Source organism: Fictibacillus sp. 18YEL24 (genome assembly GCF_015903855.1).
Taxonomy (GTDB): domain Bacteria; phylum Bacillota; class Bacilli; order Bacillales; family Fictibacillaceae; genus Fictibacillus; species Fictibacillus phosphorivorans_C.
On record NZ_JACZDT010000003.1, the window covers coordinates 213,123 to 237,502 of the forward strand.

Consider the following 24,380-nt stretch of genomic DNA (forward strand, 5'->3'; position numbering starts at 1 on the left):
GCGCCATACGAAAATACACGGCCACACCGCTTTTACATTCCTCATACGCCTTTTCTTATCCCTCCATAAGGCTTCAGACCTACAAGAAAACCTAAGAAAAAAGGATTTTTTTCGACAGACACCGAATATATGTTTCATGTAACGTATTTTCAATTTTAGAAAGAGGAACTTCTTATGAAAGAGACATTTGACTTGATTGATTATGCACTGCAAAAAAGTGGGTTAGAAGAACTTAAAGATCCGACTCAAGTTCAATATTTAGGTGAAGGAGCGTGGCATCTTGCTTATCTTGTTCAGCTGCGTTCTGGAGATGCTGTGGTCGTTCGTTTTCCGAAAGGAGAGGCCTACGGTAAGAACGTTGAGTTTGATAAAGAAGCCATTCACTCAGAATATGCAGGGACTAGAGCATATTATGAGCTAGCTAACCAAGTTAAACCAGGAATCTGCCCCGCTTTTTTCAACTATCATGTAGAAAAAGACAGAACATTTACCGTTGAATCTTATGCGGGAAAGGCAATCAAGCTTGATCAACTAACGGCTGTAGAAGCGTTTCATATCGGAGCAGAGCTTGGTGAGTTCTTTCGCAAGATGAATGCTGCACATCATGGCTTAAAAGGGTTCGGTTATCTCTCATGGAACGGAAAACATATTGAAGGGAATTTTCAGTCAGATGTTTCTGAATCTATGAAAGAAGAAAACAAGGAATACATAGATGATTTTCAAAAATTTATTCATACATATGATGGTGCCGTGTCTCCATCAGCTCTGATTGACCTTCAAAACTGTATGGAAGATAGAGAGATCGAGAATCATACGATTGTACTTACGAACCAAGATACATCTCCAGAGAACGTATTGCTTTATTCAGATGGTACTGTCTGTTTGATCGATCCTTTACCGATCCTATATAGTGGTGATTCACTGGCGGGGAATTTTCTTAATAATTACCGTACCTTGTTCCCAACATTTTTTAATGCACCGCGTTATGCACGGCACGAATTTGATCGGTATGAAGATCAATTGAAAAGAATGGCAGACGGATTTTTAGAAGGTTATTCTAATGGAGATCTAGCAGTAAAGCGTCGAGTTAAACAAGAGGAGTTTATCCAACTTACTGATCTAACTGTAACGCATTGGCAGCTGCTTCAGAATGAAGAATTAACGTCTGAACAGAAAATCCGATTCGGAGAGAAAGAGGCAATTGCCAATCGAATAACGGTACTTGTAAAAAAATCGAAGAGTTTCAGTGGTTTGATGAAAAAAGTGGAACAAAGTTAGCATAACCGGCATAGCATGGGCATAATCTTAATTCAAAGCTGACAGTTGAACACTCATTCTTTTGTATAACTTTTATGATTTTTCAAAAAACAGTTGACTTTCTAAAACATCATACTCTATAATCCTATTCAAGAACAAAACAAACATCAGCACGTTAATGTGTTAAACATAATTTGAATATCTCTTATCCAGAGAGGCGGAGGGACTAGGCCCGATGAAGCCCGGCAACCAACAAACCACATTTTGGTTTGGAAAGGTGCCAATTCCTACAGATCTAGTTTTTGATCTGAAAGATAAGAGGAGGACCAAAACCCTCTTCTTAGGAAGGGGGTTTTTCTTTTTCCCCCTTATCATACTTCAATCACAAACATCACTTAGTCACTTACTTCATTTTAAAAATTGAATATAGCAAAAGGGAAGAGCAATAATCTTTATCCCTAGTTTTCCTATAGATTTTATTTGAATAATAAGAAGGAGCGAATACAATGACAAAATCTTTTGACGGATACGATATTGAAACATTGCTATTACATGGGGGGCAAGCGCCTGACCCAACGACAGGATCACGAGCAGTACCTGTCTACCAGACTACTTCCTATGTTTTTTCTGATACAGATCATGCGCAAAGCCTTTTCGCACTCGACGAGCCAGGAAATATCTACAGCCGAATCGGAAATCCAACTGTTGATGTTTTTGAGAAAAGAGTTGCACTTCTAGAAGATGGTGTTGCAGCTGTCGCTACTTCTTCCGGTATGTCAGCAATCGCTCTTGCTATCTTAAACGTCGCACATGCAGGCGATGAAATTATTGCAGCTACGAATTTATACGGAGGAACTTATAACCTGTTTTCTACTACTCTTCCAAAATACGGAATCAACGTAAAGTTTGTAGATGCAGAAGACCCTGAGAACTTCAGAAAAGCGGTTACTCCAAACACGAAAGCATTTTTTGCTGAAACGATCGGTAACCCGAGTCTTAACGTATTAGATATTGAGGCAGTAGCAGAAATTGCGCATGAGAGCGGTGTACCTTTAATTATTGATAATACGTTTGCAACGCCATATGTAACCAAACCATTAAGCTATGGAGCAGACATCGTCATTCACTCAGCAACAAAATGGATAGGCGGACATGGAACAGCTATTGGCGGTGTTGTGGTAGACGGAGGACGCTTTAATTGGAACTCAGAGAAATATCCAGGATTCACTGAGCCAGATAACAGTTATAACGGATTAAGATACGCAAATGACTTTGGAACGTTAGCTTTTGCGACTAAATTACGCGTACAGCTTTTACGAGATTTCGGGGCATGTTTGAGTCCACACAATGCATTTCTTCTTTTACAAGGTTTAGAAACACTGCATCTACGAGTGGAAAAACATGCGAAGAACGCACAAGAAGTAGCGGAATACCTGGAAAAACATCCAGCAGTAGATTGGGTTTCATACCCTGGTCTTTCTTCGCACAGAAGTCATGAGCTTGCTAAAAAATATTTAAGCAATGGTTTTGGTTCGATCGTAAACTTTGGAATCAAGGGTGGGCGAGATGCAGGACGTAAGGTCATCAACAACATCTCCTTATGGTCACACGTTGCAAATGTTGGGGATGCAAAATCATTGATCATCCATCCTGCTTCTACTACTCATCAGCAGTTGAGTGGAGAAGAATTAATAGCAACAGGCGTAACAGAAGAGCTGATTCGGTTATCGATCGGACTTGAATCCGTAAAAGATCTTACGAATGATCTTGATCGTGCGATACAAACAGCAACAGGAATAGGATCGGATAAAACAGAGATCACGATTAACGATGAGGGTGTTATTCGTTGGGCATTGCAATCATCACTGTATCGAGCAATCGAGAACGGTCAAGAAATTCAACGTCCTAAGACGCTGGCAATCGTAGGACTCAGTTCTAACCCTGCTAGACCAAGCCATAGATTAGCTAGAAAAATGCAGCGCCTTGGCTATAAAATTGTTCCGGTTAATCCAAGAGAGACAGAAGTGCTAGATGAAAAAGCATATCCAGATTTAAAATCCATTCCGTTTCCGATCGATGTGGTTCAAGTATTTAGAAGTCCAGAAGCGGCGATCGAGCTCGCAAAAGAAGCGGCGATCACACAGCCAAAAGTGTTCTGGCTGCAAGAAGGCGTCATCTCGCCAGAAGCTGCAAGAATCGCGAAAGAAGCCGGAATTGATGTTGTTCATAACAGATGTACGTATAAAGAAGCACAACGACTAAGAGGAACCATTTCAACGTATGCGTGTGAACTTTAAAAATAGAAATTGGAAAGCGAGCATCTTGGAGCAAAAGTCAACGACTATCAAGAGTAACTCACAAAAATAGCCATACAAAAAGAGATAAACGTGGAGGGAAGTACATGTTGAAGATCTGGCAGAAAGCAGCACTGGCATTAAGCTTAGCTGGCGCTTTAGTGTTAGCAGGCTGTTCAAGCAGTGCAAAAGAGGGAGAAAAACCAGAGAAGATCCGACTAGATTATGCCTTTTATTCTCCAACAAGTCTAGCACTTAAAAAGTTTGGCTGGGCGGAAGAGGCGTTCAAAAAAGAAGGCATTGAAGTGGAATGGGTTCAAAGTCAAGGAAGTAACAAAGCGCTCGAGTTTTTGAATTCAGATAGCGTTGATTTTGGATCCACAGCTGGTGCGGCAGCTTTAATCGCAAAAGACAAAGGTGCTCCGATCGAGTCAGTCTATATCTATTCTCAGCCAGAATGGACAGCACTTGTTGCAGCAGATGGATCAACGATTAAAGATGTAAAAGATCTGAAAGGCAAGAAAGTAGCGGCAACATTTGGTACGGACCCGCACATCTTTTTACTACGAGCACTTGCAGATGCCGGCCTTTCTGCAAAAGACGTACAGATCGTAAATCTACAACATGCCGATGGAGCGAACGCACTTTTAAAAGGGCAAGTGGACGCTTGGGCTGGATTAGATCCACATATGGCTAGAACAGAAGTTGAATCCGGAGCGAAGTACATTTATCGCAATCCAGATTTTAATACGTATGGCACGTTAAACGTACGCTCTGAATTTGCGAAAAACCATCCAAAGCAAGTAGAACAAGTGGTTGAACTTTACGAAAAAGCTAGAAAATGGACGATTGAACATCCAGAGGAAGCAGCAAAACTTTTATCAGAAGAAGCGGGGATTAAAGAAGATGTCGCAAAAAAACAACTGCAACGAAACAACTTCGAGGAACCTGTTCCAGGATCACAGCATGAAAAAGCTATATCGGCTGCAGGCGAAGTACTCCAAAAAGAAGAGATTGTCAAAAAAGATACTAACATCAAAGATCTGGTAAAGAAATTGATCAACCCGAAGTACGCAGAAAAAGTGATCAACCAATAAGGAGAGAGAGAGGAGGAAGTGTCGATGATTTCTGAAACTCATAAGTGGAAAATAGCCCAGAGAGCTTCCCCTCAAAAGCTCTCAACTTCTAAAGGCATATTCCAATTAGGAAGAGGAATCCTTATAGGCTCTATCTTGCCTATCATTTTATTAATAACGTGGGAAATCGCCGCTAGAACAGGACTTCTCGCCGCACATCTGTTGCCAGCACCAACCATTATTTTAGAAAAAATAATCAGTATGTATCAAGATGGTTCACTGTTCGGTCATATCTCTATTACCCTGACGCGGGTATTCTTAGGATTTGCAATTGGAACGGGAGCGGCGGTTGTAATCGGTGCAATCGTAGGTTATGCAAAAACAGCAGAAAGACTATTAGACCCATTGTTTCAAGCCATTCGATCTATCCCTTCTCTCGCGTGGGTACCGCTCTTTATCCTTTGGATGGGAATTGGAGAACCTTCCAAGATTTCATTAATCGCAGTAGGTGTATTTTTTCCTGTCTATTTAAATATTGTGGCAGGAATCCAAGGTGTGGATCGTAAGCTTATTGAGGTCGGAAGAATATATCAGCTCACACCTTACCAGCTAACAAAACGCATTATATTGCCAGCTGCATTACCTTCATTTATTACAGGTATGCGCAGCGGGTTAGGACTTGGGTGGATGTTCGTAGTAGCGGCAGAACTTATGGGAGCAAGTGAAGGACTAGGCTATCTGCTCGTGGTAGGTCAGAACACATACTCACCAGATACGGTAATTGCAAGCATCTTGCTATTTGCAGTCTTAGGAAAAATAACGGATGCCGTTTTGAAATGGGTCGAACATCGTTCACTAAAATGGCAAGATAGTATGACCAATCAAGGATAGAAGGAGGGGAAACAAATGCTGAAGGTAAATCGTTTAAAACGTACGTTTAATCATGGCACGGCCGGGTTTCAAGATATCAACCTTTCTGTAAAGGAAGGGGAGATTATTGGAGTTCTAGGAACGAGCGGCTGTGGGAAAAGCACATTGCTTCGCGTATTATCAGGGCTCGATCAACAGTATGAAGGTACGATTTCAATAGAAAATGGATCGAATAATAAGATCGGTATGATGTTTCAAGAACCTCGCCTTCTGCCTTGGTTGTCTGTAAAAAAGAACATTTCATTCGGACTGAAAAAAGAAGAGAGGAATACGGATAAATATAAAACGTATTTAGATCTAGTAGGTTTAACGGGTTTTGAGAACCATTACCCCAAAGATTTATCAGGTGGGATGGCACAGCGTACAGCAATAGCAAGAGCGCTTATTACGGAACCGGAAATTCTATTATTAGACGAACCGTTCAGTGCGTTAGATGCTTTTACTAAAATGCAGCTTCAAGATCTTCTTTTATCCATATGGCAAAAAAAGAAAACCACGATGATCTTAGTTACTCACGATATTGATGAAGCTCTTTATTTATGTGACCGAATCTTTATCTTAAAAGGTCAGCCAGGTGAAGTGTATAGCGAAGTTTCAATAGAAAAACAAAGACCGAGAACCCGTGGAGACGGTTACCTTTCTAAACAAAAAGCTCACATCTTACATCTATTAAACGTTGAAAAGAAAGCAGCAGGTGAACATCAATGACAAAACTAGCCACCATTCATCCAGTCGAAGGAACACATAATATTTCAGAAGATCAAAGGAATACAGAATTTTCTTGGGAAACTTTTACCGAAAGATTCAATAGACGAAGTGATGGTAAGACGAATATGGCCTATGAATGTGTAGATCGTCATGTTGAAGAAGGAAGAGGTGAAAAAACAGCTCTTCATTATATAGACGATTCACAAGAAATAAAAATGAATTATAGAGAACTAAAGGAAACAACAGATCAGTGGGCAGCGGTTTTAAAAAAGCATGGTGTAAAGAGCGGAGATTTTATTTTTGTTTTCTTGCCAAAACACCATCACTGTCATATCGCGATGTTAGCTGCCATAAAGCTTGGAGCTATTGTGGGTCCGTTATTTGAAGCATTCATGTCGGATGCAGTAAGAGACCGAATCAGTGACTGTGAAGGAACGTTCTTGCTTACAAATGAAGAGTTGTATCAGCGTGTACCAAGAGAGGATCTCCCAAGTCTTCACACGGTCTTTCTAACAGATGGTGAAGGAGATAAAGGTGAAATCTCGCTTCAAAAAGAGTTGAAGAGTGTGGGAAGCACTGAGAGTCAGATTGAGTGGGTAGACCCTGAACATGGTCTGAACATCCACTACACTTCTGGTTCTACTGGAAAACCTAAAGGGATCATCCATGCTCATCGAGCGTTGGTGCAGCAATATCTTACAGGCAGATGGGTGTTGGATATTCAAGAAGATGATGTGTATTGGTGCACGGCTCATCCTGGATGGGTGACAGGAACGGTGTATGGCGTTTTTGCTCCATTATTAAACGGAGCTACCATTGTCATTCATGGTGGGCGATTTAAAGCAGAAACGTGGTACGAAACTTTGCAAAAAACAGGTGTAACAGTTTGGTATAGCGCTCCAACAGCCTTTCGCATGTTGATGGCAAAAGGGAATGAGCTTCCCGAACACTATGATCTCTCTAAGCTTCGCCACATATTAAGTGTAGGCGAGCCATTGAATCCAGAAGTGATCTATTGGGGACAGAACGTTCTCGGAAAAAGAATTCATGATACGTGGTGGATGACGGAAACTGGTGCACAGCTTATTGTGAACCTTCCAACAGAGCCAATAAAGCCTGGATCGATGGGAAAAGCATTTCCTGGCATAACCGCAACCGTATTGGATGAAGACGGAAATGAACTGCCTCCTTATGCCGTAGGTCATTTAGCGATCAAGGCTCCATGGCCGGCGATCATGAGAGAAGTTTGGCAGAATCCTGAAAAATATGATTCGTATTTTAGTTGGGGCGAGTGGTACGTATCTGGTGATCTAGCTATTAAAGACGAAGATGATTATATCTTTTTCCAAGGACGTTCAGATGACATGATTAATTCTTCGGGAGAACGAATCGGACCTTTTGAAGTCGAAAGCAAACTGATCGAGCACAAAGCAGTTGCCGAAGCAGGAGTAATCGGCAAACCAGATCCCATACGTGGAGAAATCGTGAAAGCGTTCATCGTTCTAAAAGATGGATATAGCGAGAGTAAAGAGCTTTTGGATGAAATCCGAATCTTTGTTCGAGGCCAATTAGCTGCACATGCCGCACCTCGTGAGATCGAAATCGTAGAAGAGCTTCCAAAGACAAAGATCAGCGGAAAAATATTGCGAAGAGAGCTGAAAGCCCGTGAGTTACAAAAACTTGCTTGATGCGTCAAGAAAGATAGGGAAGGTCAGAATCGGTGACTTTGCTCTAGAATCAGGAAAAGTAATTCCGAACGCCGAATTAGCTTTTGAGAAGACAGGTAACGCTAAAGGCCCTGTTGTCTTACTCTGCCACGCTTTAACTGGAAATCAGTATGCTTACGGATCAGAAGAAGACCCAGGTTGGTGGCGTGGATTAGTTGGCCCTGATCAATATATAGACACAAACCAGTTTCAAGTCATTACATTTAATGTACTCGGAGGGTGCAGTGGTTCAACGGGTCCAGCAAGTAAGAATCCTGAAACCGGAGATAACTATGGAAAGTCATTTCCTTTTGTAACGGTAAGAGATATGGTTCGCGCACAGCGACAGGCCCTTAGCATTTTAGGGATCCCGAGACTTCTTGCGGTCATGGGAGGATCACTCGGCGGTATGCAGGCACTTGAATGGGCTGTGCAGTTTCCGTATTTTTTAGAAAAAGTATTTATCTTTGCGGCAACTCCCTTCTTAAGTGATTATGGTGTGGCTTTTAATAGACTTGCCCTTCATGCGATCGAAAATGATCCTGTGTATAAGAGTGGTAACTATAGAGGCGAAAAGAGATTAGCAGGTTTGGAGATCGCACGTATGGCTGGGCTATTAACGTATCGTCAACCAAAACTATTTAATGAGAGATTCAATAGAGAGATCAAAGAAAAAGACGATGAAGGTAAGCCGTTCTTTCAAGTAGATTCCTATCTTACGTATCAAGGGGAGAAATTGACCAAACGATTTGATGTGGAGAGCTATGTATCTCTTCTATACGCGATGAACGCTTTTGATATCGGGGATAAACTCGGTGGCTGGGAGAGGGCAGCCTCACAAATACAAGCTGAAGTATATGCTTTTGGTTATGAAGGCGATCTTCTATATCCACCAGAAGTGATTGAGAATTTCATAAAACATACTAGATTCGGAACCTACTATTCGATTGAAACAGACTTCGGTCATGATGGATTTTTAGTAGAATTTGAGAAATGGGGACCACATGTAAGAGAAGCATTGAGACAAGAAGGGAGGCTGCAATATGGCACCTATTAAAGCAGCGCTGCTAGGGTTTGGAACAGTTGGCCAAGGTGTATATGAAGCACTTAAAACGCATAGAGAACAACTTCAAGCCGTGCTTGGTAAAGAGGTTGTGATCGAAGGAATATTGGTGAAAGATGGATCTAAGAAGCGTGAAGTGGATGAGCATGTTCTAATAACTACTGACTTTGATGAGATTCTTAATATCGATGGACTAGAGGTCGTATTTGAAGCAATCGTAGGTGAAGAGCCAGGTTTTACTTACTTAAGCCGTGCTCTTGATAAAGGGTGTCATGTAATCACTGCGAATAAAGTCATGTTTGCAAGACATGGAAGAACATTGCTTGATAAGGCAGAAGCTCTTGATCGTTATGTTGGTTATGAAGCGACAACAGCAGGTGGAACACCAATCATTCGGAGCATCTCTCAGCTTCTTCAAGTAAATGAAATATACTCAGTCGAAGCGATATTAAACGGTACATCCAACTACATTTTAACGAATATGAGGGAAAAAGGTCTTCCGTTTCATGAAGTGTTAAAGTCTGCACAGAGACTAGGTTATGCAGAAGCTGATCCGGCAAGTGATATAGAGGGTCATGATGCATTCTATAAGTTAATGATTCTCAGCGAGTTGTCTTTTGGTGAGACTCCGAAATGGGAGGACGTAGAACGAAAAGGGATAACAGAAGTAACGGAAGAGCAAATCTCGGTATTTAAAGACTGGGGATATAAGGTGAAGCATTTGGCGCGGATCCGCCGTGACCGCGACCAATTCATTTCATCTGTAAAACCTGTTTTAGTTGATGCAAACCATCCATTATATGGGGTGGAAGACGTCCAAAATGCGATTATGGTCGATACGAGCCTCGCAGGTAAAGTTACAGTTCAAGGAGCAGGAGCAGGCAAACTTCCAACAGCAAGCGCAATGGTGGAAGACTTGACTTATGTGCTGCAGCCTCATTCTGTAGCAAGAAAGAAAAATTCAGCTTCTATTTCAGAAGAAGGAAGTAATGAAGATACAAATTCGACATTAGTTGGAGAATACGTTGTAATTGGCTCATCTGTAGGATTTCATGGAGCAGATGAGATAGAAATTTTAAAGCAAGAAGTAAAAGATGATCTCGTCTATTTGCTGATCGAGTGCCATGTGAGTACAGCCCTTTTGTTAGAAGAAAATCGTGACCTTGTTGTCTATGAAATAGCAGGAAAATTGAAGAAGGCAGAGGGGAGGGCTGAGCAAAAGGATTTGCTTCTAAAGAAAGTAATCAATCTATAGGATAAAAGAAAGTTTGGCTTCATTAAGTGGATTAGACGAACATTGCAGAGTGGCTCCTGCAATGTTTTTTTAGTGTGTGGGTTTTGTATTGGGTAGAGAATAATAGTGAACGATCATAAAAGTCTTTGAACGATCAAAAACCTCCGCGAACGAGCAAATAAACCAAATCATACACAAAAAATTAAAGAAGCTGGATGAAAGGTCAACGAAAGACTGCTTTCAACCAGCTTTTTTTATTCACTCCTATTACTCTTCATGATAATCCTCGTTTTTTATCGTAAATTCATCAATCAAGTCACCGTCTGAAGAAATAGTCTTAAATGTGATTTTGTCCCTGTTTACTTTTGCGCGCATGGATACAGCGATGTTGTCCATATTTACAAACTCAAATTTTTCATCTGCTACAGCGTCATAATGTTTGTTGCCTGTTGTTCCAGCTACAACATAAACGGTTCCATTTGCATCTTCATTTCCCGCTTTTAGTTTCTTTGTTCGGCCATAACTATGGTCGTGACCAGAGAAAACAAGGTCGATACCAAGTTGGTCTGCTACAGGAGGTATCTTTTCTTTCATGATCTCGTTTCCTCCAAACGGGTTCGTGTAATAAGGAGGTTTGTGAGTAACAAGCATTTTCCAAGGTTTATCTGAAGCTTTCATATCTTGTTTCAACCACTTAAGCTGTCGGTTCAATATCTCAGCATCAGCTGTGTACCCAAGAACGGCAATGTGCATGTTGTTATAATCTACTGAATATGTTCCGCCTTTATCTACATGAGGTCCATTATTTGGTAGATTAAAGATGGATTTTGCTAAAGATGCATCAGCATCTCCCATGTATTCGTGATTTCCAAGAGCAGTGACTAAATCAGTAGAACGAATCTTGTCATAACTGCTCAAAACAGATAACGAGTCATCCCATTGATAATATTTAGAAGATTCATCGATTAAATCGCCAACGTGAATCATAAACGATAAATTTTCTTTGTTTAGATCTCCTAATATCTTATTAAAATGAGATAGATCAGAGGGTGATTGCGTATCGCCAAGGACTGCAAAATCAAAGCTCTGTTTTCGTTTTAAAGTTGTAAACTCCATGAACTGTGACCAGTGTTCACCATCTCCAACACGGTAAACATAAGTGGTATCTTGCTTTAACTTTTCCAGCTTCACCTCGTTTACGCGGACTATACCATTCTTAGTAATATCTAGTTCTCCAGAAAATACTTGATCACTTCCGCTTGCTTTTTGAGTTCTTAATGTAGAATTGCCTTTATGTTCAAAGTCTTTCTTTTTAGCATATTGCACAATTGCTGTTTGTTTTCCAGCAAGAGGACTGGACATCCAGGTGAAGCCTTTCACTTTATAAGGATTGTCCGTCGGAGTGGATATAATGTTTTTGAATTCTGATTCAGTCGCAAGCGCAGGGTATGTTTGTGTGTTGATCTTAAAGGAATATCTTCCATCTTTTACTGCATATAACGTAATCTTCTTCACTTCATCTGAAAATGAATCAACCATTATCTTTCCTTTACGATCTGTTTTACCTAAGGAGACAGGATCTTGCTCACCCTCAATATGAGCAAACAATTCAGCATCGACTACGGCATTATCTTTTTTATCATTTACAGAAAGCTTTGTTGGTTTGCCTATAAGGATTGGATCATTTGTTAAGCTGATTGCTGATTTAATGGGAATACTAACTGGCTTGATCGAATAAGTGGAAATAAAGTTCTCTGCTTTCGGCTGACTAAAAGTTAGATTTCCTTCTACCATTTCATATTTAAGTTCACTGCCTTCTTTTGAAGAAGTAGGAATATCTAACTGAATGATTGCAGCATCTGCAGTTACGGATGTTTCTCCACTATTTATTAGGTTAAGCGTTAAAATTCCAGATGCTGTATCAAAACTTGAAGTGCTAGACTGAAAAGCTTCTGAAAATATTACATGTTTAACAGGAAAGTTTTTATCCAACTGTATTTGAAGAACAGCAGAAGAAATATCGGCCGTTTGTGTCATCTTCACATTGAGATTGAAGGTATCACCCAAATAGGCTTCTTCTTGTGACTGTTCTAGTTCAACTTTTGCTGATCCAGTATTTACTGAAAAATAGCTCGTATGAACTGCTTGATTTCCGAACTTGTCAGGTACGATCAACGTTACCTTATGTGTTCCATCCGTCCAACGATACCCACTTAGTGAAACAGATCCGTCCATGTCATAAGAAAAGTGTCCTTTTGCATCTGCATAATTCTTACCATCTACAAGTATACGGATCTTCTCCCAATCAATACCTGTTTTAAAGACATCATCTTCATATTCGTGTACTTTTGCAGCAATAGTTATTTCATCTGTTGTAAAACTTTGGTCGTCAGTACTAACCGATTGAATAACAGGAGGGAAGAGGTCATCTACCTTTTCACCGTATACCGCTCGTATGTTATCAACATAGATGGATCCTTTTGTCATAGGACCAGTAATTCCAGATTTTGTAGACATCAAACGAATCGTTTGTGTTCCGGATAATTTGAAAGGACCTGTAAAGGATGATGGAATCTCCGCCTCAATGTATTTCCAACCCGTCCAATCAATTCCGGGATCTTCACCTGTTAGATTGATCGTTTGATTCTTACCGTTGCCGTCCACAATTAGCATTCTTAGCCAATATCCTTGCGATTCAGGTGTGCCATAAACCCACATACCTATGCTTGAAGGATTATCTTCGATCGGTGTATGTGCTCCAGGACCAGCATAAACACCGAGCGTTGTTCCTGTTTGCGCATTAGAAAAATCAAAATCAAGTTTAAGAGACTGGTTGTCAAAACGGACTTGGTCTGGGAATTCAGAAAGTGTTAGTGATCCTTTTTCTCCACGACCTGCGGTAGAGGTTTTCCAGCTACCCAATGACTCCTCAAAATTATGAAGTACTGTTGGAAGCTGCCCAACCGATACTTTTATCTGTGCTTCAAGAGACGTTCCATTTAACCGTGCCGTGATTGTTCCTTTTACGTTTTGATCTCCTGTATGAAGAATTCCATTTGCATCTATTGATCCCATACCATCTGGGATATCAAATGTGATATCTTGCATGCTCCATTTCACATTTCTTTTTTGAAACATGGTGATTAGGTTAATCTCTGCTTGGCTGTTCTTAGCCACTGTCAATTCAGGAGAAGCAAAATACATTTCATCGGGTGTTTCAATCTCTATGATGCTTTTACCAACTTCTGAACCATTATGTTTTAAAAGAATATGAAACTGACCGGCTTTTCCATTGGATGCAAATATTCCGTTATTATCAATAGTCCCATAAGAAGGATCAGATACTTCCCACGTTAAACCTGAGCTTGGGAGTGGAGCAGAAGCTTTAGACTTGTCCATTCCTTTTGCATGAAAATTTATGGTTGACCCCGAGGTGAAGGACTTGTCATACGGTTCAATGTGAGCGGTATGAAATACATGATCAGAAGGTTCTTTTGTAACGACGAGCCACGAGTTCGCAACACTTCTTTCATTTCTGTCTGACGGTTGATTGTCTACTTTTAATACATCCTCACCTAGCTTGCGAGTGGTAAATGTAGAAGAACCACCTCCATCAAGATTAAGAGCATGAACGGCACCATGATCAATCATGATTTGAGCTAAATCTTTCATGGATATCCCTGCTGAATAAGGTTCTTGTCTACCGTCGATGACGACAAAGAAAACATCACCGTCTTCTTTAATACCAACTGCTGTTCGAGGCTCTTTATCCTGACCGGTTTGAGGAGTTTGATAGATTTGACTGTTTCTGACGAGGATCGCGTTACCGCCGAGAGCTTCTTGAAGATCTGTTTTAATGGACTCGTACTCTGAAGGATTTCCGATCACGGCACTACCATCTTTCTTTATTCCAAAAAAGTTCCATGTTCTCCCACTTGTTCCTTTTATAGCGCGCTCGTCTTTATAAACCACACCATGAGGCTCACCCGTTGCCATGTTATAAAAATCAGCATTAACGGCTGCAACTACTTGGTGGTTTTCTTCACTAGCTGCATCAGCTTGTGTTCTTACGGGCTGTAGACCAAATCCATCTTTATCATCTGGTGTTCCCGCCTCAATAGAAACATTTGGATTATGTACATCTATATCCACTACGAAACTTTCAATCTTCTTTCCCTCCTTATTCAGAAAGCTATAATGTTTCTTTTGTACACCAGGGGCGATATCTGCTCGATATTCATTAATAGGTGTTTGGATAATCTCAGAATCGAGATCAAATTCACCTAAAGCACTAATACTGTCCTGTGATAACGTACTACTCATCAAACTGAGGGCGAGAGCGGTGGGAAACAGCTTCTTTAAATAATTTTTCATCTTTTCCTCCTTTAAAGTTAAATTAAAGTTGTTAATAAGTTTTACATTAATGGAAAATTATTAATGTAATGTTAGTATTTTGTAATAAGTGTTTATAGTTATACTAGAAAACTAAAGTAGTAGTTACAATAGGGCGAAAGTTCTCTTGTAACCATACATATAAAGACCTGCACTCCAATAAGCGCAGGCCTTTTCTCTCTCTATTTTTCTCTCTCTAGGTTCTCTCTCTCTCTGTTTTCATACGAGGGGTTGTTAAAGCAAAAGGTTTTAACGCAATTGATCACATCTGATGGATCAGAACTATTTCCACTCAGGAAATGAACTGATTAGCACCAGCCGTGTCCGCCACCGTAACCACCGCACCAACAGCACCCAACGATGATTAACAAGATAAATAGAACTACGATTAAAGCGAAGCTATTTCCGTAAGACTGATATCCCATTTAACCCACCTCCTTCTTTACAATGACAGAATATTAGAGGTACAAGTTAAAGGTTTGGGCGGAATTAGCCCATTTTTTCGGGACAAGAGCGGAAGCCTTATTTTCAGGAGAAATACATTTACCAAAATGTGGTTTGTTGTATAATTACACTAAACGAACTAAGATTATCGACTATTGAACAAAACCATATTTGGAGCTGATAACATGTACGGTGTAATTGCTTATTTAAACAGTGATACAGAACAGAAGATAGACGATCTGAGGGATGGACTTGTGAAAGAGGGAATCAAAGGTCATGGTATGCGGCCTCATGTAACTCTTGGCACACATCCAGAGGTTGAAATTGAGTCTTTCAAGAAAATGTTTAAAGACTATTTTAAAGATATCGCTGCTGTGCCTCTTTTTTTTCCATCTCTAGCAATATTCTTAAACAGCGGAACATTATATGCAGCGCCGACTAAAAACAGCGTGCTGACAGATTTTCATCAGCGTTATCATGAACATTTTAAGGACGTAATAAACCAACAATCTCTATACATTCCGGCTCACTGGGTGCCTCATTGCACGCTTGTAATGGACCTAACACATGAACACTTAGTGAAGGCGTTTGATTATTCCACAAGGAATTTAGAGCCTTTTCATGCAACGATCGACAGTGTTGCGCTTATCCAACTGACGTATGAAGCAGATGTATGTACAGATGTAAAAGATATTCTAACTGTGAAACTGAAAAAAGATGATGTGAATTGATATCGGATGACGTTTGAAAGTAGATGCTGTATGGTTATACATATACTAGTCATACAGAAAGGAATTAGGGTACATGTGGAACGAATTTAAAACATTTATTATGCGTGGCAACGTGATCGATCTTGCCATCGGTGTGATTATCGGAGCTGCTTTCAGTAAAATCGTCACTTCACTCGTTGAAGATGTGATCATGCCTCCAATTGGATTATTACTTGGTAAAGTGGATTTCAGCAATCTTTACATAAATTTAGGAAAAGGCGACTATGCCACCTTAGCAGATGCTCAAAAGGCAGGAGCAGCGACACTTAATTATGGATTATTTATTAACACACTGATCAACTTTTTTATCATTGCGTTAGTCATATTCTTAGTAGTGAAGCAGATCAATCGTCTTAAAAAGAAAGAAGAAGTAAAGGCGCCTGATACAAAAGAATGCAAATATTGTTTATCTACGATTCCGTTGAGAGCTGTTAAATGTCAAAGCTGTACGGCAGATTTAAATGATGATGCTGTAGTGAGGCAGTCCTCTGAGTAAGAGGGCTGTCTTTTTGTATCATGATATATCTATTTCTGAAACGCGGTTGTGCTACAATTCCTACATAGAGAATCATGAGAAATAAGGTAGGTGAAACATGATGGATGCAGTTAAAATCTCTGTTCGGTCCCTAGTTGAATATGTCTACCGTTCGGGCAGTATCGATTCTGGCTTCAAGTCCACCTCATCCTTAGTAGAAGGAACGAAGGCTCATCAAACGATACAAAAAACGTATAAAGAGAGTGATTTTGCAGAAGTATTTCTCCAAAAGAGCTACCCCTACGAAAATCTTGAATATTGGATAGAAGGTCGATGTGATGGTCTTCTTTTGCGTAATGACACCGTTATAATCGATGAGATCAAATCAACTGCGCGAAACTTGAGTGAGATAACAGACGAAACATATCCTGTCCATTGGGCTCAAGCGAAAGTCTATGCTTATATATACATGGAAAAAGAAGATATAGATAGAGTTACGGTACAGCTTACATATGTTCATGTTGATTCTGGAGAACAGAAGCAATTTCAAGAAGAAGTTACATTTACAGAGCTTGAGGATTTCATGCTTCAACTTATAAAGTCCTATTCACCATTTGCTGAGCTGCGTCTAGAAAATCAGCAAAAAAGGAATATCAGTATACGAGATCTAGCTTTTCCATTTCCTTCATACCGAAACGGCCAGCGTAACTTTGCTGGTGCTATCTATAAAACGATCCTGGATAAAAAGACGTTGTTTGCAAACGCACCGACTGGGACAGGAAAAACCATCTCCACTCTGTTTCCAGCCGTCAAAGCGATCGGCGAAGAAAAAGCAGAAAAGATTTTCTATTTAACAGCCAAAACACTGAATCGAAAGAACGCAGAAGAAGCACTCTTGTTGATGAAAGAGAAGGGCTTGTTTCTGCAAAGCACGACCATCACGGCTAAAGACAAAGTTTGTTTTAAAGAAGAGACTCGTTGTGAACCTTCTTACTGTGAGTTTGCTGATGGATATTTTGACAGGATCAATGGAGCTGTTCTTGATATTTTGAAAAATGAGACGGTGATGGATCGTGAAGTCATCTCGCAATACGCACAAAAGCACAAAGTTTGTCCGTTCGAGTTCTCTGTGGATCTTGCTTATGCATCAGACAGTGTAATCTGTGATTATAATTATGTCTTTGATCCGAGGGTCTCGTTCAAACGTTTATTTGAAGAGCAAAAGAAGCGTACGGTTCTTCTTATGGATGAAGCGCACAATCTTGTAGACAGAGCACGCGGCATGTATTCAGCTGAGATTATGAAATCTTCATTCTTACAACTTACACGTGATTTTAAGGGGAAGCATGATGGGCTTTGGAATACGGCAAAAGCCGTTAACGAGGAACTGCTCTTAATAAAAAAAGAACATGAAGATAAAGATGTTGCTGTCATTGAATTGCAGGAAAAACTACTTGAGAGTTTAGAAGCTTTCTTGATACAGGCAGAGCAGCTATTAGCCAGTGGGGATAGCAGCGAGCAACTATTAGAATCTTTTTTTGAAGCGCTGCAATGGGTCAAGATTTCACAATTTTACGATGAACGATTCGTTACGTTCATTTCTACGTATAAAAGCGAAGTCAAAGTTCGCCTTTTTTGTATGGATCCTTCTCAGCTTCTTTTTCAAACCGGAAAGAAATATGGCTCACGTATTTATTTTTCGGCAACACTATCACCGCTGTCGTATTTTCGAGAAATGTTTGGAGGTGAGGAAGATGACTATATCATCCGGATGCCTTCTCCTTATGAAAAAGAACAGCTGGATGTGTTTGTTCAGCCTCTGTCTACGCGCTTTAGAGACCGGGAGAAAACAATAGATCCGATTGTTAGTATGATCAAAGATTTGGTCGTAAACAGACCGGGCAACTACCTTGTTTTCTTTCCATCGTATCGTTATATGACAGATATATATGAACGAATGGTAGAAGAAGATCAAGCCTTTACCCTTATTCTTCAGCATCCTGCTATGAAAGAAGAAGAGCGAGAGACCTTTTTAGCTCATTATGAATCTGTAGGTGAGAAATCGCTTATCGGGCTAGCTGTCATGGGCGGCATCTTCTCGGAAGGAATTGATTTAAAAGGAGATAAGCTTACAGGTGCTGTCATCATCGGTGTTGGTTTGCCTCAAGTAGGGTTAGAGCGCGATACGATGAAGGATTATTTTCAGCGAGCAGGAAAGAATGGTTACGACTTCGCGTACGTGTATCCTGGAATGAATAAAGTACTGCAGGCAGGTGGGCGGGTTATCCGGTCAGAAGAAGATCGAGGCACGCTTGTTTTAGTAGATGATCGTTTTCTAACAAGAAAGTATGTAGAGATGCTGCCAGAAGAGTGGCGGGATTTTGTGGTGTTGGATCGCTCGTTTATGTAAGTGTGTGTTTTGTCGAAAACCTGTAAATGATTTTGAAGGCTTATAAAATAGATTTGAAGGCTCATAAAGTAAAAATTAGGGCCAATAAACGCATCACAAGCAATCTTTACATACATCATAAGCCATATAAAAACACTTGGAGATATGACTCCAAGTGTTTGTTTTTTATTTTCGAAACAAACCTGCATTTAAAAATGGCAAGCCAAAAGTATCAGCGGGTTGTGTTATTTCTTCCATCTTCCTTAACTCAACCTCTTCAAAGTCAGAGAAAACCTCCCGCATTCTCTCAAACGTATAACCTAATCCTCCTTGCATCGAGCGATCTTTGTACACTTCCATATCGGGAATATCGAGCCCCATGCCGACAGCATCAAAACACGTAATAGCAAAATGGCCGCCATCTTTTAAACAGTTGTTTAGAACGTTTAAATAACTTACACGGCGGTGAGGAGGTACATGATGAAAACAGCCAGAATCATAAATTAGATCATACTCCATGTGAGGTAGATCCATCTCAAAGATACTTCCTTGTATAAATTTCACATCGACGCCTTTCTCCTTAGCGCGTTCACGTGCCCATTCCAGTCCTTCGCTAGAGAGGTCAACAGCATCTACTTCAAACCCAAGCTGCGCTAAGAAGATCGCGTTTCGGCCAGGACCACACCCAAGTTCTAACACACGGCCAGGCTTTAGTAGACCACGTTCGATATATTTCACGAGATTTTCATCGGGTGCGTCCACAAAAAAAGGAACCTTCTTATTTCTGTCTTCATAAAAAGAGTTCCAGAACGCACCCTCATCACGTAAAAGAGAATCTAGCATGTTAAAAACATCTTCATTTTTCGTGATCAAATTTGTCAAATAATCATCCGCCTTTCTCATTTAAAACGAGCCCCAGACTGACTGAGAAGCATACCTCTATTTTACCAAAAAATAGGTTATAATGGGGTGGTGAAAGGAAAAAAAGAGAGGTGAAAAGATGAAAAAATCAAGAACGACAGAAGACATAACTCTCATGAAAGCTGGACCGGATGAAGTGAAAGGAATAGCGAGAGTATGTTCAGAAGGATGGCGTGCTACATATGGTTATTTAGAAGATGAATCGTATGTAAACAGTGTTATTGAAGAGTATTATAACGAGAAAAGAATTGAAAACGAAGTGACCGAGTTCAGCGAGAATTGGCACGGATATTTTGTAGCAAAAGAAGATGGAGAAGTAGCAGGTGCAATCGGCGGGGGAACGATAGGTGAAGAGATTGGTGAGATCTTTGTGTTCTACATGGATCCGAACAAGAGAAACAGAGGGATTGGGTCAAAACTGTTGAACTATTACACAGACTATCAGAAGAATATAGGTATTAAAGAGCAATGGCTATCCGCACAAAAAGGTAACGAGAAGGCCATTCCTTTTTACGAAGCAAAAGGGTTTATTAAACAATCTGAAAAGATCAGTGAATCAAGTAAGACTCATGTATCCATCCGATATATGCGACACATAGAATAAGCCCCTCACATGAGGAGCTTTTTTTAATCTACTATCGCTTTCTTTCGCATCATTAGTGATTGGAAATCCATACTTCCCCCAGCTTCTGGAACAGTGTGAAAGTTTATCACGTCAAAAAGTGGAGACACAACTTCTAATAGATTCTCATCTGTATAAAACGAGAAGAATCGCTTCGGTATATACGAATCTTCTTGCCACACGCCCTCTGAATCTTTCCCACCATAAACACCCATGTAAAACAATCCATCTTGTGCAAGGACGGTATGTATGTTTTTGAGAACAGCAGGCAGACTTACCTTCGGAACATGAAGCAGTGTGTTCATTGCCCAAACTGCATCAAAAGATGCAGCCTGAAAATCCAACGTATAATAATCCATGATTTCAGCTTTTAATCCTTTTGTTCGACATGTTTCTACCATGTTAGGAGAGAGGTCTATACACGTTACATCGAGCTTGTGGTCTGATAAATACTTACCATGCTGACCAGAGCCTGCTCCTATATCTAGAAGTGATTGATAGCCATCATTTTTAAGAGCAGCAATAAATAAATCTAGCTCCTTAACCTTCCAGCTCTCAATCTCTACTCTATTTCGTGAATCAGCTTGCTCGTTGTAGCTTGCTTTCAGACTTTCTTTTAATAAAAGATCCATGGTGTTCTCTCCCTTATCTTTATCTGAAAATGGGTTCTCTAAGCAAATAATGTATTTATTATAGCGAAAGACAGGCAAGAGGTAAATTTAGAAATGCATGAATATTCTGTAAAAGTAAGCCCTTACATCACTCTAAGAGCACGTACACTCTATTAGCTAGTAAAAAAGTAGTGTTCTAAATGACCCCTTGAAACCGAATGATAGAGGCGGTAGAATGTGAAGAAATTTAAAATTTTTCTGAAAATTAATAACAGAGGGAGGATATCCATGTCACGTTCAGCCTTGAAAGCAGTACCTTCAGCAAATTCACCAGATCCAGGTAACAGCAAAAAGAATTTATTTCATAAAGTGTTGGACTGGGTAGAGAAGAACGGAAACAAACTACCGGATGTTCTTACTTTGTTTGTCATCATTACGGCCGTAATCTTGATAGGTTCATTCATAGCAGGAGTAGCAGGATGGAGTGCTGTGAATCCGGCCAATAATGAAAAAATCACAGCAGTCAATCTTCTGAACGAAGAAGGAATCATACGAATGCTGAGTGAACTTGTCAGTAACTTTGTGAACTTCCCGCCGCTCGGCCTCGTGCTCGTTGTTATGCTTGGAGTCGGTCTAGCTGAATCAACAGGATTGATCTCAGCATTTATGCGCAGAGTCGTACTCGCCTCACCGAAAGCACTCATCTTACCGATCATCATCTTCATTGGAATCGTAGGAAACGCAGCCGCTGATGCTGCTTTAATCGTACTTCCTCCTGTTGCAGCCATGGTATTTCTTACGCTTGGTCGTCATCCGATCGCTGGGCTTGCAGCAGCTTATGCAGCAGTTGCTGGCGGATTTAGTGCAAATATTATTATCAGTATGCTTGATGTGATGCTTGCTGGATTCACAGAATCTGCCGCTCACCTCCAAGATAAAACGTATACAGCAAACCCTGCGATGAATTACTACTTCATGCTTGCCTCAACCTTTGTACTGTTACCAGTAGCCGTTTGGGTAACAACGAAGATTGTAGAACCACGTCTCGGAGAATACCAAGTTCCTGATGATCTTGAAGTGAAGAAACAAGCTCTAACTTCAGAAGAGAGAAGAGGCTTAAAGTGGGCAACGATCTCACTATTCTTCTACACAACTATCATTCTACTTGTGACCGTGCCAAAAGGCGCTATGCTTCGACATGCTAAAACAGGTGAGCTTATCGATTCTCCATTTATGGATTCCTTGGTTCCGATCATGCTTCTTTTCTTTTTCATTCCAGCAATGGCTTATGGATTTGGATCTAAGGTCTTAAAAAACGATAAAGACGTAGCTGAACACTTAACAAAAGCGATGAGCGGTATGGGGTACTATATTGTGCTTGCTTTTATTGCAGCCCAGATGATCGCTTATTTTAGTTGGAGTAACTTAGGTTCGATCATCGCGATAACAGGTGCTGATTTCTTAAAAGAATCAGGATTTACAGGACTTCCACTATTGATCGCATTCATTCTTTTTACAGCGCTAGTAAACTTACTCATCGCTAGTTCATCAGCAAAATGGGCTATTTTAGGACCGGTATTTGTTCCGATGTTTATGGCTTTAGATTATAGTCCAGCTTTTACACAAATGGCCTATAGGATCGGGGATTCGATCACGAATACGATCACTCCGATGCTAGCCTACTTCGCTATTCTGCTAACTTTTGCGAAAAAGTTTGATAAGAGTATGGGGATGGGGACTTTAATATCCTCCTTACTGCCTTACACGATCGCTTATACGATTTTTTGGTGTCTATTATTTACTGTATGGTACGTGCTAGGACTTCCGCTAGGACCTGGCGAATATATAAAAATGTAGATTATAAGAGGAGTGAACAGGAATGGAACAATTATTTAGCCGTCTGGCAAACTATCAAGATGAAATGGTGGAGATACGCAGACATCTTCACCAAAATCCAGAACTGTCATTTGAAGAAGTTGAAACACCAGCCTTTATTGCATCGTATCATGAGGCATTAGGTTTAGAGGTGCGAACTGGGGTAGGTGGTCGAGGTGTTGTTGCGAAGTTGAAAGGTGGAAAGCCTGGTAAAACAGTGGCACTTCGAGCAGATTTTGATGCACTTCCGATTCAGGAAGAAAATGATTCTCCATACAAATCGAAAGTACCTGGTGTTATGCATGCGTGCGGGCATGACGGTCACACAGCATCGCTACTCGTACTCGCAAAAGTTCTAACAGAGCTGAAGGAAGAAGTGGAGGGGACGATCGTATTTATCCATCAGCATGCCGAAGAACTTGCCCCTGGTGGAGCTATTGCAATGATCGAAGATGGGTGCCTTGATGGAGTGGACGTTATCTACGGAACACACCTTTGGGCAACGATGCCAACTGGGACAATCGGTTATCGAACAGGTCCTGTTATGGCTGCAGCCGATTCGTTCACGATAAAAGTTCAAGGAAAAGGTGGACACGGAGCACAGCCTCATAAAACAAAAGACAGCATTGTTATTGGAGCCCAGCTTATTTCAAATCTTCAGCAAATCGTGAGCCGCAGAGTTAATCCACTTGATGCAGCTGTCGTATCTGTTGGTGCGTTTGAAGCGAAGAATGCGTTCAACGTTATCGCAGATACAGCAAAGCTAACAGGAACGGTTCGCACATTTAAGGAAGAAGTTCGTGTTGCCATCGAGAAAGAGATCGACCGCATTGCAAAAGGTACATGTCTTGCATCAGATGCTTCCTATGAATATGTATTCAAACGTGGATATCCGGCAGTTGTAAACCATAAAGATGACACAGAGTTTGTTGTTGATGTTGCAAGAAAAGTGCCAGGTGTTCTAGAACTTGAAGAAATCGAGCCGCAAATGGGTGGAGAAGATTACTCCTACTACTTAGAGAGAGTGCCAGGCACGTTCTTTTTTACAGGAGCTCTTGATGATTCATGGGAAGAAGTATTTCCGCATCACCATCCGAAGTTCAAGATTAATGAAGATGCTTTATTAATTGCGGCCAGTCTTTTGGGAGCTGCAACAATTACTTATCTAAAACAAAATGTTTCCACAAAAGTTTTGAGTTGAAAATACGTTCATAAAAAAGCTCCCTTACACAAGGGAGCTTTTTTATATTCTAAAGGTTATTCCCAACAGCTGTCAGGAGCAGTTCCACCAGGAATTTCACCAGCATTTCCGCCGGAATCATTCCCGTTAGACTTCTTGGATTTCTTAGAAGACTTTTTAGACTTTACAGCAGGAGCTTTCTTAGACTTCTTGCGTTTTAGACCATCACCCAAAAGAGAGCGTAAAGCTTCAACAGTACCAGCCTCAGTACCGTTTTCAGCAGTCACTTCAGCTTCAGTCTCTGTGCCGTTCGCACCTAGAGAATTAAATGCTTCTAATAGTTCTTTTCTTTTTTTACCCAATCGTATCACCCCCACTATTACTATATGAAATGCTTCAAAGAGTGCTTGTACGAATCACCATTTTTATGATA

19 protein-coding genes and 1 riboswitch are annotated in these 24,380 nt (G+C 40.6%); of the genes, 14 read left to right on the plus strand and 5 right to left on the minus strand.

Annotated elements, in window-relative coordinates:
* Positions 1-174 precede the first annotated feature (174 nt).
* From HU823_RS11450 to HU823_RS11485, 8 genes are all read left to right on the plus strand, one after another.
* A complete protein-coding gene (locus HU823_RS11450) occupies positions 175-1,278 on the plus strand; it encodes a hypothetical protein (RefSeq protein WP_197222117.1) in 1,104 nt (367 codons plus the stop codon).
* A 181-nt stretch (positions 1,279-1,459) separates the two neighbouring features.
* Positions 1,460-1,578: riboswitch (SAM riboswitch) on the plus strand.
* A gap of 185 nt (positions 1,579-1,763) precedes the next feature.
* Positions 1,764-3,554, plus strand: coding sequence for a PLP-dependent aspartate aminotransferase family protein (locus tag HU823_RS11455; RefSeq protein WP_144702469.1), 1,791 nt, complete (start codon positions 1,764-1,766; stop codon positions 3,552-3,554).
* 104 nt (positions 3,555-3,658) lie between these two features.
* A complete protein-coding gene (locus HU823_RS11460; protein ID WP_144702466.1) occupies positions 3,659-4,648 on the plus strand; it encodes an aliphatic sulfonate ABC transporter substrate-binding protein in 990 nt (329 codons plus the stop codon).
* Positions 4,649-4,672: 24 nt separating this feature from the next.
* Entirely contained in the window at positions 4,673-5,518 is an 846-nt protein-coding gene (locus HU823_RS11465) for an ABC transporter permease (RefSeq protein WP_197222118.1), read from the plus strand.
* A 15-nt stretch (positions 5,519-5,533) separates the two neighbouring features.
* Positions 5,534-6,265 carry an ABC transporter ATP-binding protein gene (locus tag HU823_RS11470; protein WP_197222119.1) on the plus strand — a complete coding sequence of 244 codons (732 nt, stop codon included), beginning with the start codon at positions 5,534-5,536 and terminating at the stop codon, positions 6,263-6,265.
* Positions 6,262-7,953: an acetate--CoA ligase gene (gene acsA, locus HU823_RS11475; protein WP_197222120.1), complete on the plus strand. Its 1,692-nt coding sequence runs from the start codon at positions 6,262-6,264 to the stop codon at positions 7,951-7,953. Before HU823_RS11470 ends, acsA begins: the two co-directional genes overlap by 4 nt.
* A complete protein-coding gene (gene metX, locus HU823_RS11480) occupies positions 7,931-9,028 on the plus strand; it encodes a homoserine O-acetyltransferase MetX (protein WP_370630064.1) in 1,098 nt (365 codons plus the stop codon). The genes acsA and metX overlap by 23 nt, the downstream gene beginning before the upstream one ends.
* Positions 9,015-10,289 carry a homoserine dehydrogenase gene (locus tag HU823_RS11485; RefSeq protein WP_197222121.1) on the plus strand — a complete coding sequence of 425 codons (1,275 nt, stop codon included), beginning with the start codon at positions 9,015-9,017 and terminating at the stop codon, positions 10,287-10,289. Before metX ends, HU823_RS11485 begins: the two co-directional genes overlap by 14 nt.
* A gap of 246 nt (positions 10,290-10,535) precedes the next feature.
* Here the strand turns inward: HU823_RS11485 and HU823_RS11490 are convergent, their stop codons facing one another.
* Together HU823_RS11490 and HU823_RS11495 are read right to left on the minus strand one after the other, a co-directional pair.
* Positions 10,536-14,642 (minus strand): phosphodiester glycosidase family protein, encoded by a 4,107-nt coding sequence (locus HU823_RS11490; protein ID WP_197222122.1) that lies wholly within the window; start codon positions 14,640-14,642, stop codon positions 10,536-10,538.
* 326 nt (positions 14,643-14,968) lie between these two features.
* On the minus strand, positions 14,969-15,085 hold the full coding sequence (locus HU823_RS11495) for a YjcZ family sporulation protein (protein WP_082861289.1): 117 nt from the start codon (positions 15,083-15,085) through the stop codon (positions 14,969-14,971).
* 204 nt (positions 15,086-15,289) lie between these two features.
* On the opposite strand from HU823_RS11495, the gene HU823_RS11500 reads away from it, so the two are divergent.
* The 3 genes from HU823_RS11500 (at position 15,290) to HU823_RS11510 (ending at position 18,759) form a co-directional block, all read left to right on the plus strand.
* On the plus strand, positions 15,290-15,835 hold the full coding sequence (locus HU823_RS11500) for a 2'-5' RNA ligase family protein (RefSeq protein ID WP_197222123.1): 546 nt from the start codon (positions 15,290-15,292) through the stop codon (positions 15,833-15,835).
* A gap of 73 nt (positions 15,836-15,908) precedes the next feature.
* On the plus strand, positions 15,909-16,370 hold the full coding sequence (mscL, locus tag HU823_RS11505) for a large conductance mechanosensitive channel protein MscL (protein ID WP_144702446.1): 462 nt from the start codon (positions 15,909-15,911) through the stop codon (positions 16,368-16,370).
* A gap of 100 nt (positions 16,371-16,470) precedes the next feature.
* Entirely contained in the window at positions 16,471-18,759 is a 2,289-nt protein-coding gene (locus HU823_RS11510; protein ID WP_370630066.1) for an ATP-dependent DNA helicase, read from the plus strand.
* Positions 18,760-18,924: 165 nt separating this feature from the next.
* Here the strand turns inward: HU823_RS11510 and HU823_RS11515 are convergent, their stop codons facing one another.
* Positions 18,925-19,620, minus strand: a complete 696-nt coding sequence (locus HU823_RS11515; protein ID WP_197222361.1) for a class I SAM-dependent methyltransferase — start codon at positions 19,618-19,620, stop codon at positions 18,925-18,927.
* A gap of 118 nt (positions 19,621-19,738) precedes the next feature.
* On the opposite strand from HU823_RS11515, the gene HU823_RS11520 reads away from it, so the two are divergent.
* A complete protein-coding gene (locus HU823_RS11520) occupies positions 19,739-20,263 on the plus strand; it encodes a GNAT family N-acetyltransferase (protein WP_197222125.1) in 525 nt (174 codons plus the stop codon).
* Positions 20,264-20,286: 23 nt separating this feature from the next.
* On the opposite strand, the gene HU823_RS11525 is transcribed toward HU823_RS11520, so the two are convergent.
* A complete protein-coding gene (locus tag HU823_RS11525; RefSeq protein ID WP_197222126.1) occupies positions 20,287-20,913 on the minus strand; it encodes a class I SAM-dependent methyltransferase in 627 nt (208 codons plus the stop codon).
* A 267-nt stretch (positions 20,914-21,180) separates the two neighbouring features.
* Between HU823_RS11525 and HU823_RS11530 the strand changes: the two genes are divergently transcribed.
* Entirely contained in the window at positions 21,181-22,749 is a 1,569-nt protein-coding gene (locus tag HU823_RS11530) for an AbgT family transporter (protein ID WP_197222127.1), read from the plus strand.
* A 22-nt stretch (positions 22,750-22,771) separates the two neighbouring features.
* Positions 22,772-23,968, plus strand: coding sequence for a M20 family metallopeptidase (locus HU823_RS11535; RefSeq protein ID WP_197222128.1), 1,197 nt, complete (start codon positions 22,772-22,774; stop codon positions 23,966-23,968).
* A gap of 56 nt (positions 23,969-24,024) precedes the next feature.
* Here HU823_RS11535 and HU823_RS11540 read toward each other — a convergent pair whose 3' ends face one another.
* Positions 24,025-24,309: a hypothetical protein gene (locus tag HU823_RS11540; protein ID WP_144702429.1), complete on the minus strand. Its 285-nt coding sequence runs from the start codon at positions 24,307-24,309 to the stop codon at positions 24,025-24,027.
* Between the last annotated feature and the right edge of the window lie 71 nt (positions 24,310-24,380).

Bases quoted from the DNA above. Each gene is read 5' to 3' on its own strand.
- HU823_RS11490 (WP_197222122.1), bottom strand. From the start codon at position 14,642: ATGAAAAATTATTTAAAGAAGCTGTTTCCCACCGCTCTCGCCCTCAGT.
- HU823_RS11465 (WP_197222118.1), top strand. From the start codon at position 4,673: ATGATTTCTGAAACTCATAAGTGGAAAATAGCCCAGAGAGCTTCCCCT.
- HU823_RS11495 (WP_082861289.1), bottom strand. From the start codon at position 15,085: ATGGGATATCAGTCTTACGGAAATAGCTTCGCTTTAATCGTAGTTCTA.
- acsA (WP_197222120.1), top strand. From the start codon at position 6,262: ATGACAAAACTAGCCACCATTCATCCAGTCGAAGGAACACATAATATT.
- HU823_RS11485 (WP_197222121.1), top strand. From the start codon at position 9,015: ATGGCACCTATTAAAGCAGCGCTGCTAGGGTTTGGAACAGTTGGCCAA.
- HU823_RS11530 (WP_197222127.1), top strand. From the start codon at position 21,181: ATGTCACGTTCAGCCTTGAAAGCAGTACCTTCAGCAAATTCACCAGAT.
- HU823_RS11460 (WP_144702466.1), top strand. From the start codon at position 3,659: ATGTTGAAGATCTGGCAGAAAGCAGCACTGGCATTAAGCTTAGCTGGC.
- HU823_RS11455 (WP_144702469.1), top strand. From the start codon at position 1,764: ATGACAAAATCTTTTGACGGATACGATATTGAAACATTGCTATTACAT.
- HU823_RS11535 (WP_197222128.1), top strand. From the start codon at position 22,772: ATGGAACAATTATTTAGCCGTCTGGCAAACTATCAAGATGAAATGGTG.
- HU823_RS11500 (WP_197222123.1), top strand. From the start codon at position 15,290: ATGTACGGTGTAATTGCTTATTTAAACAGTGATACAGAACAGAAGATA.
- HU823_RS11470 (WP_197222119.1), top strand. From the start codon at position 5,534: ATGCTGAAGGTAAATCGTTTAAAACGTACGTTTAATCATGGCACGGCC.
- HU823_RS11525 (WP_197222126.1), bottom strand. From the start codon at position 20,913: ATGGATCTTTTATTAAAAGAAAGTCTGAAAGCAAGCTACAACGAGCAA.
- HU823_RS11520 (WP_197222125.1), top strand. From the start codon at position 19,739: ATGAAAAAATCAAGAACGACAGAAGACATAACTCTCATGAAAGCTGGA.
- HU823_RS11510 (WP_370630066.1), top strand. From the start codon at position 16,471: ATGGATGCAGTTAAAATCTCTGTTCGGTCCCTAGTTGAATATGTCTAC.
- HU823_RS11450 (WP_197222117.1), top strand. From the start codon at position 175: ATGAAAGAGACATTTGACTTGATTGATTATGCACTGCAAAAAAGTGGG.
- mscL (WP_144702446.1), top strand. From the start codon at position 15,909: ATGTGGAACGAATTTAAAACATTTATTATGCGTGGCAACGTGATCGAT.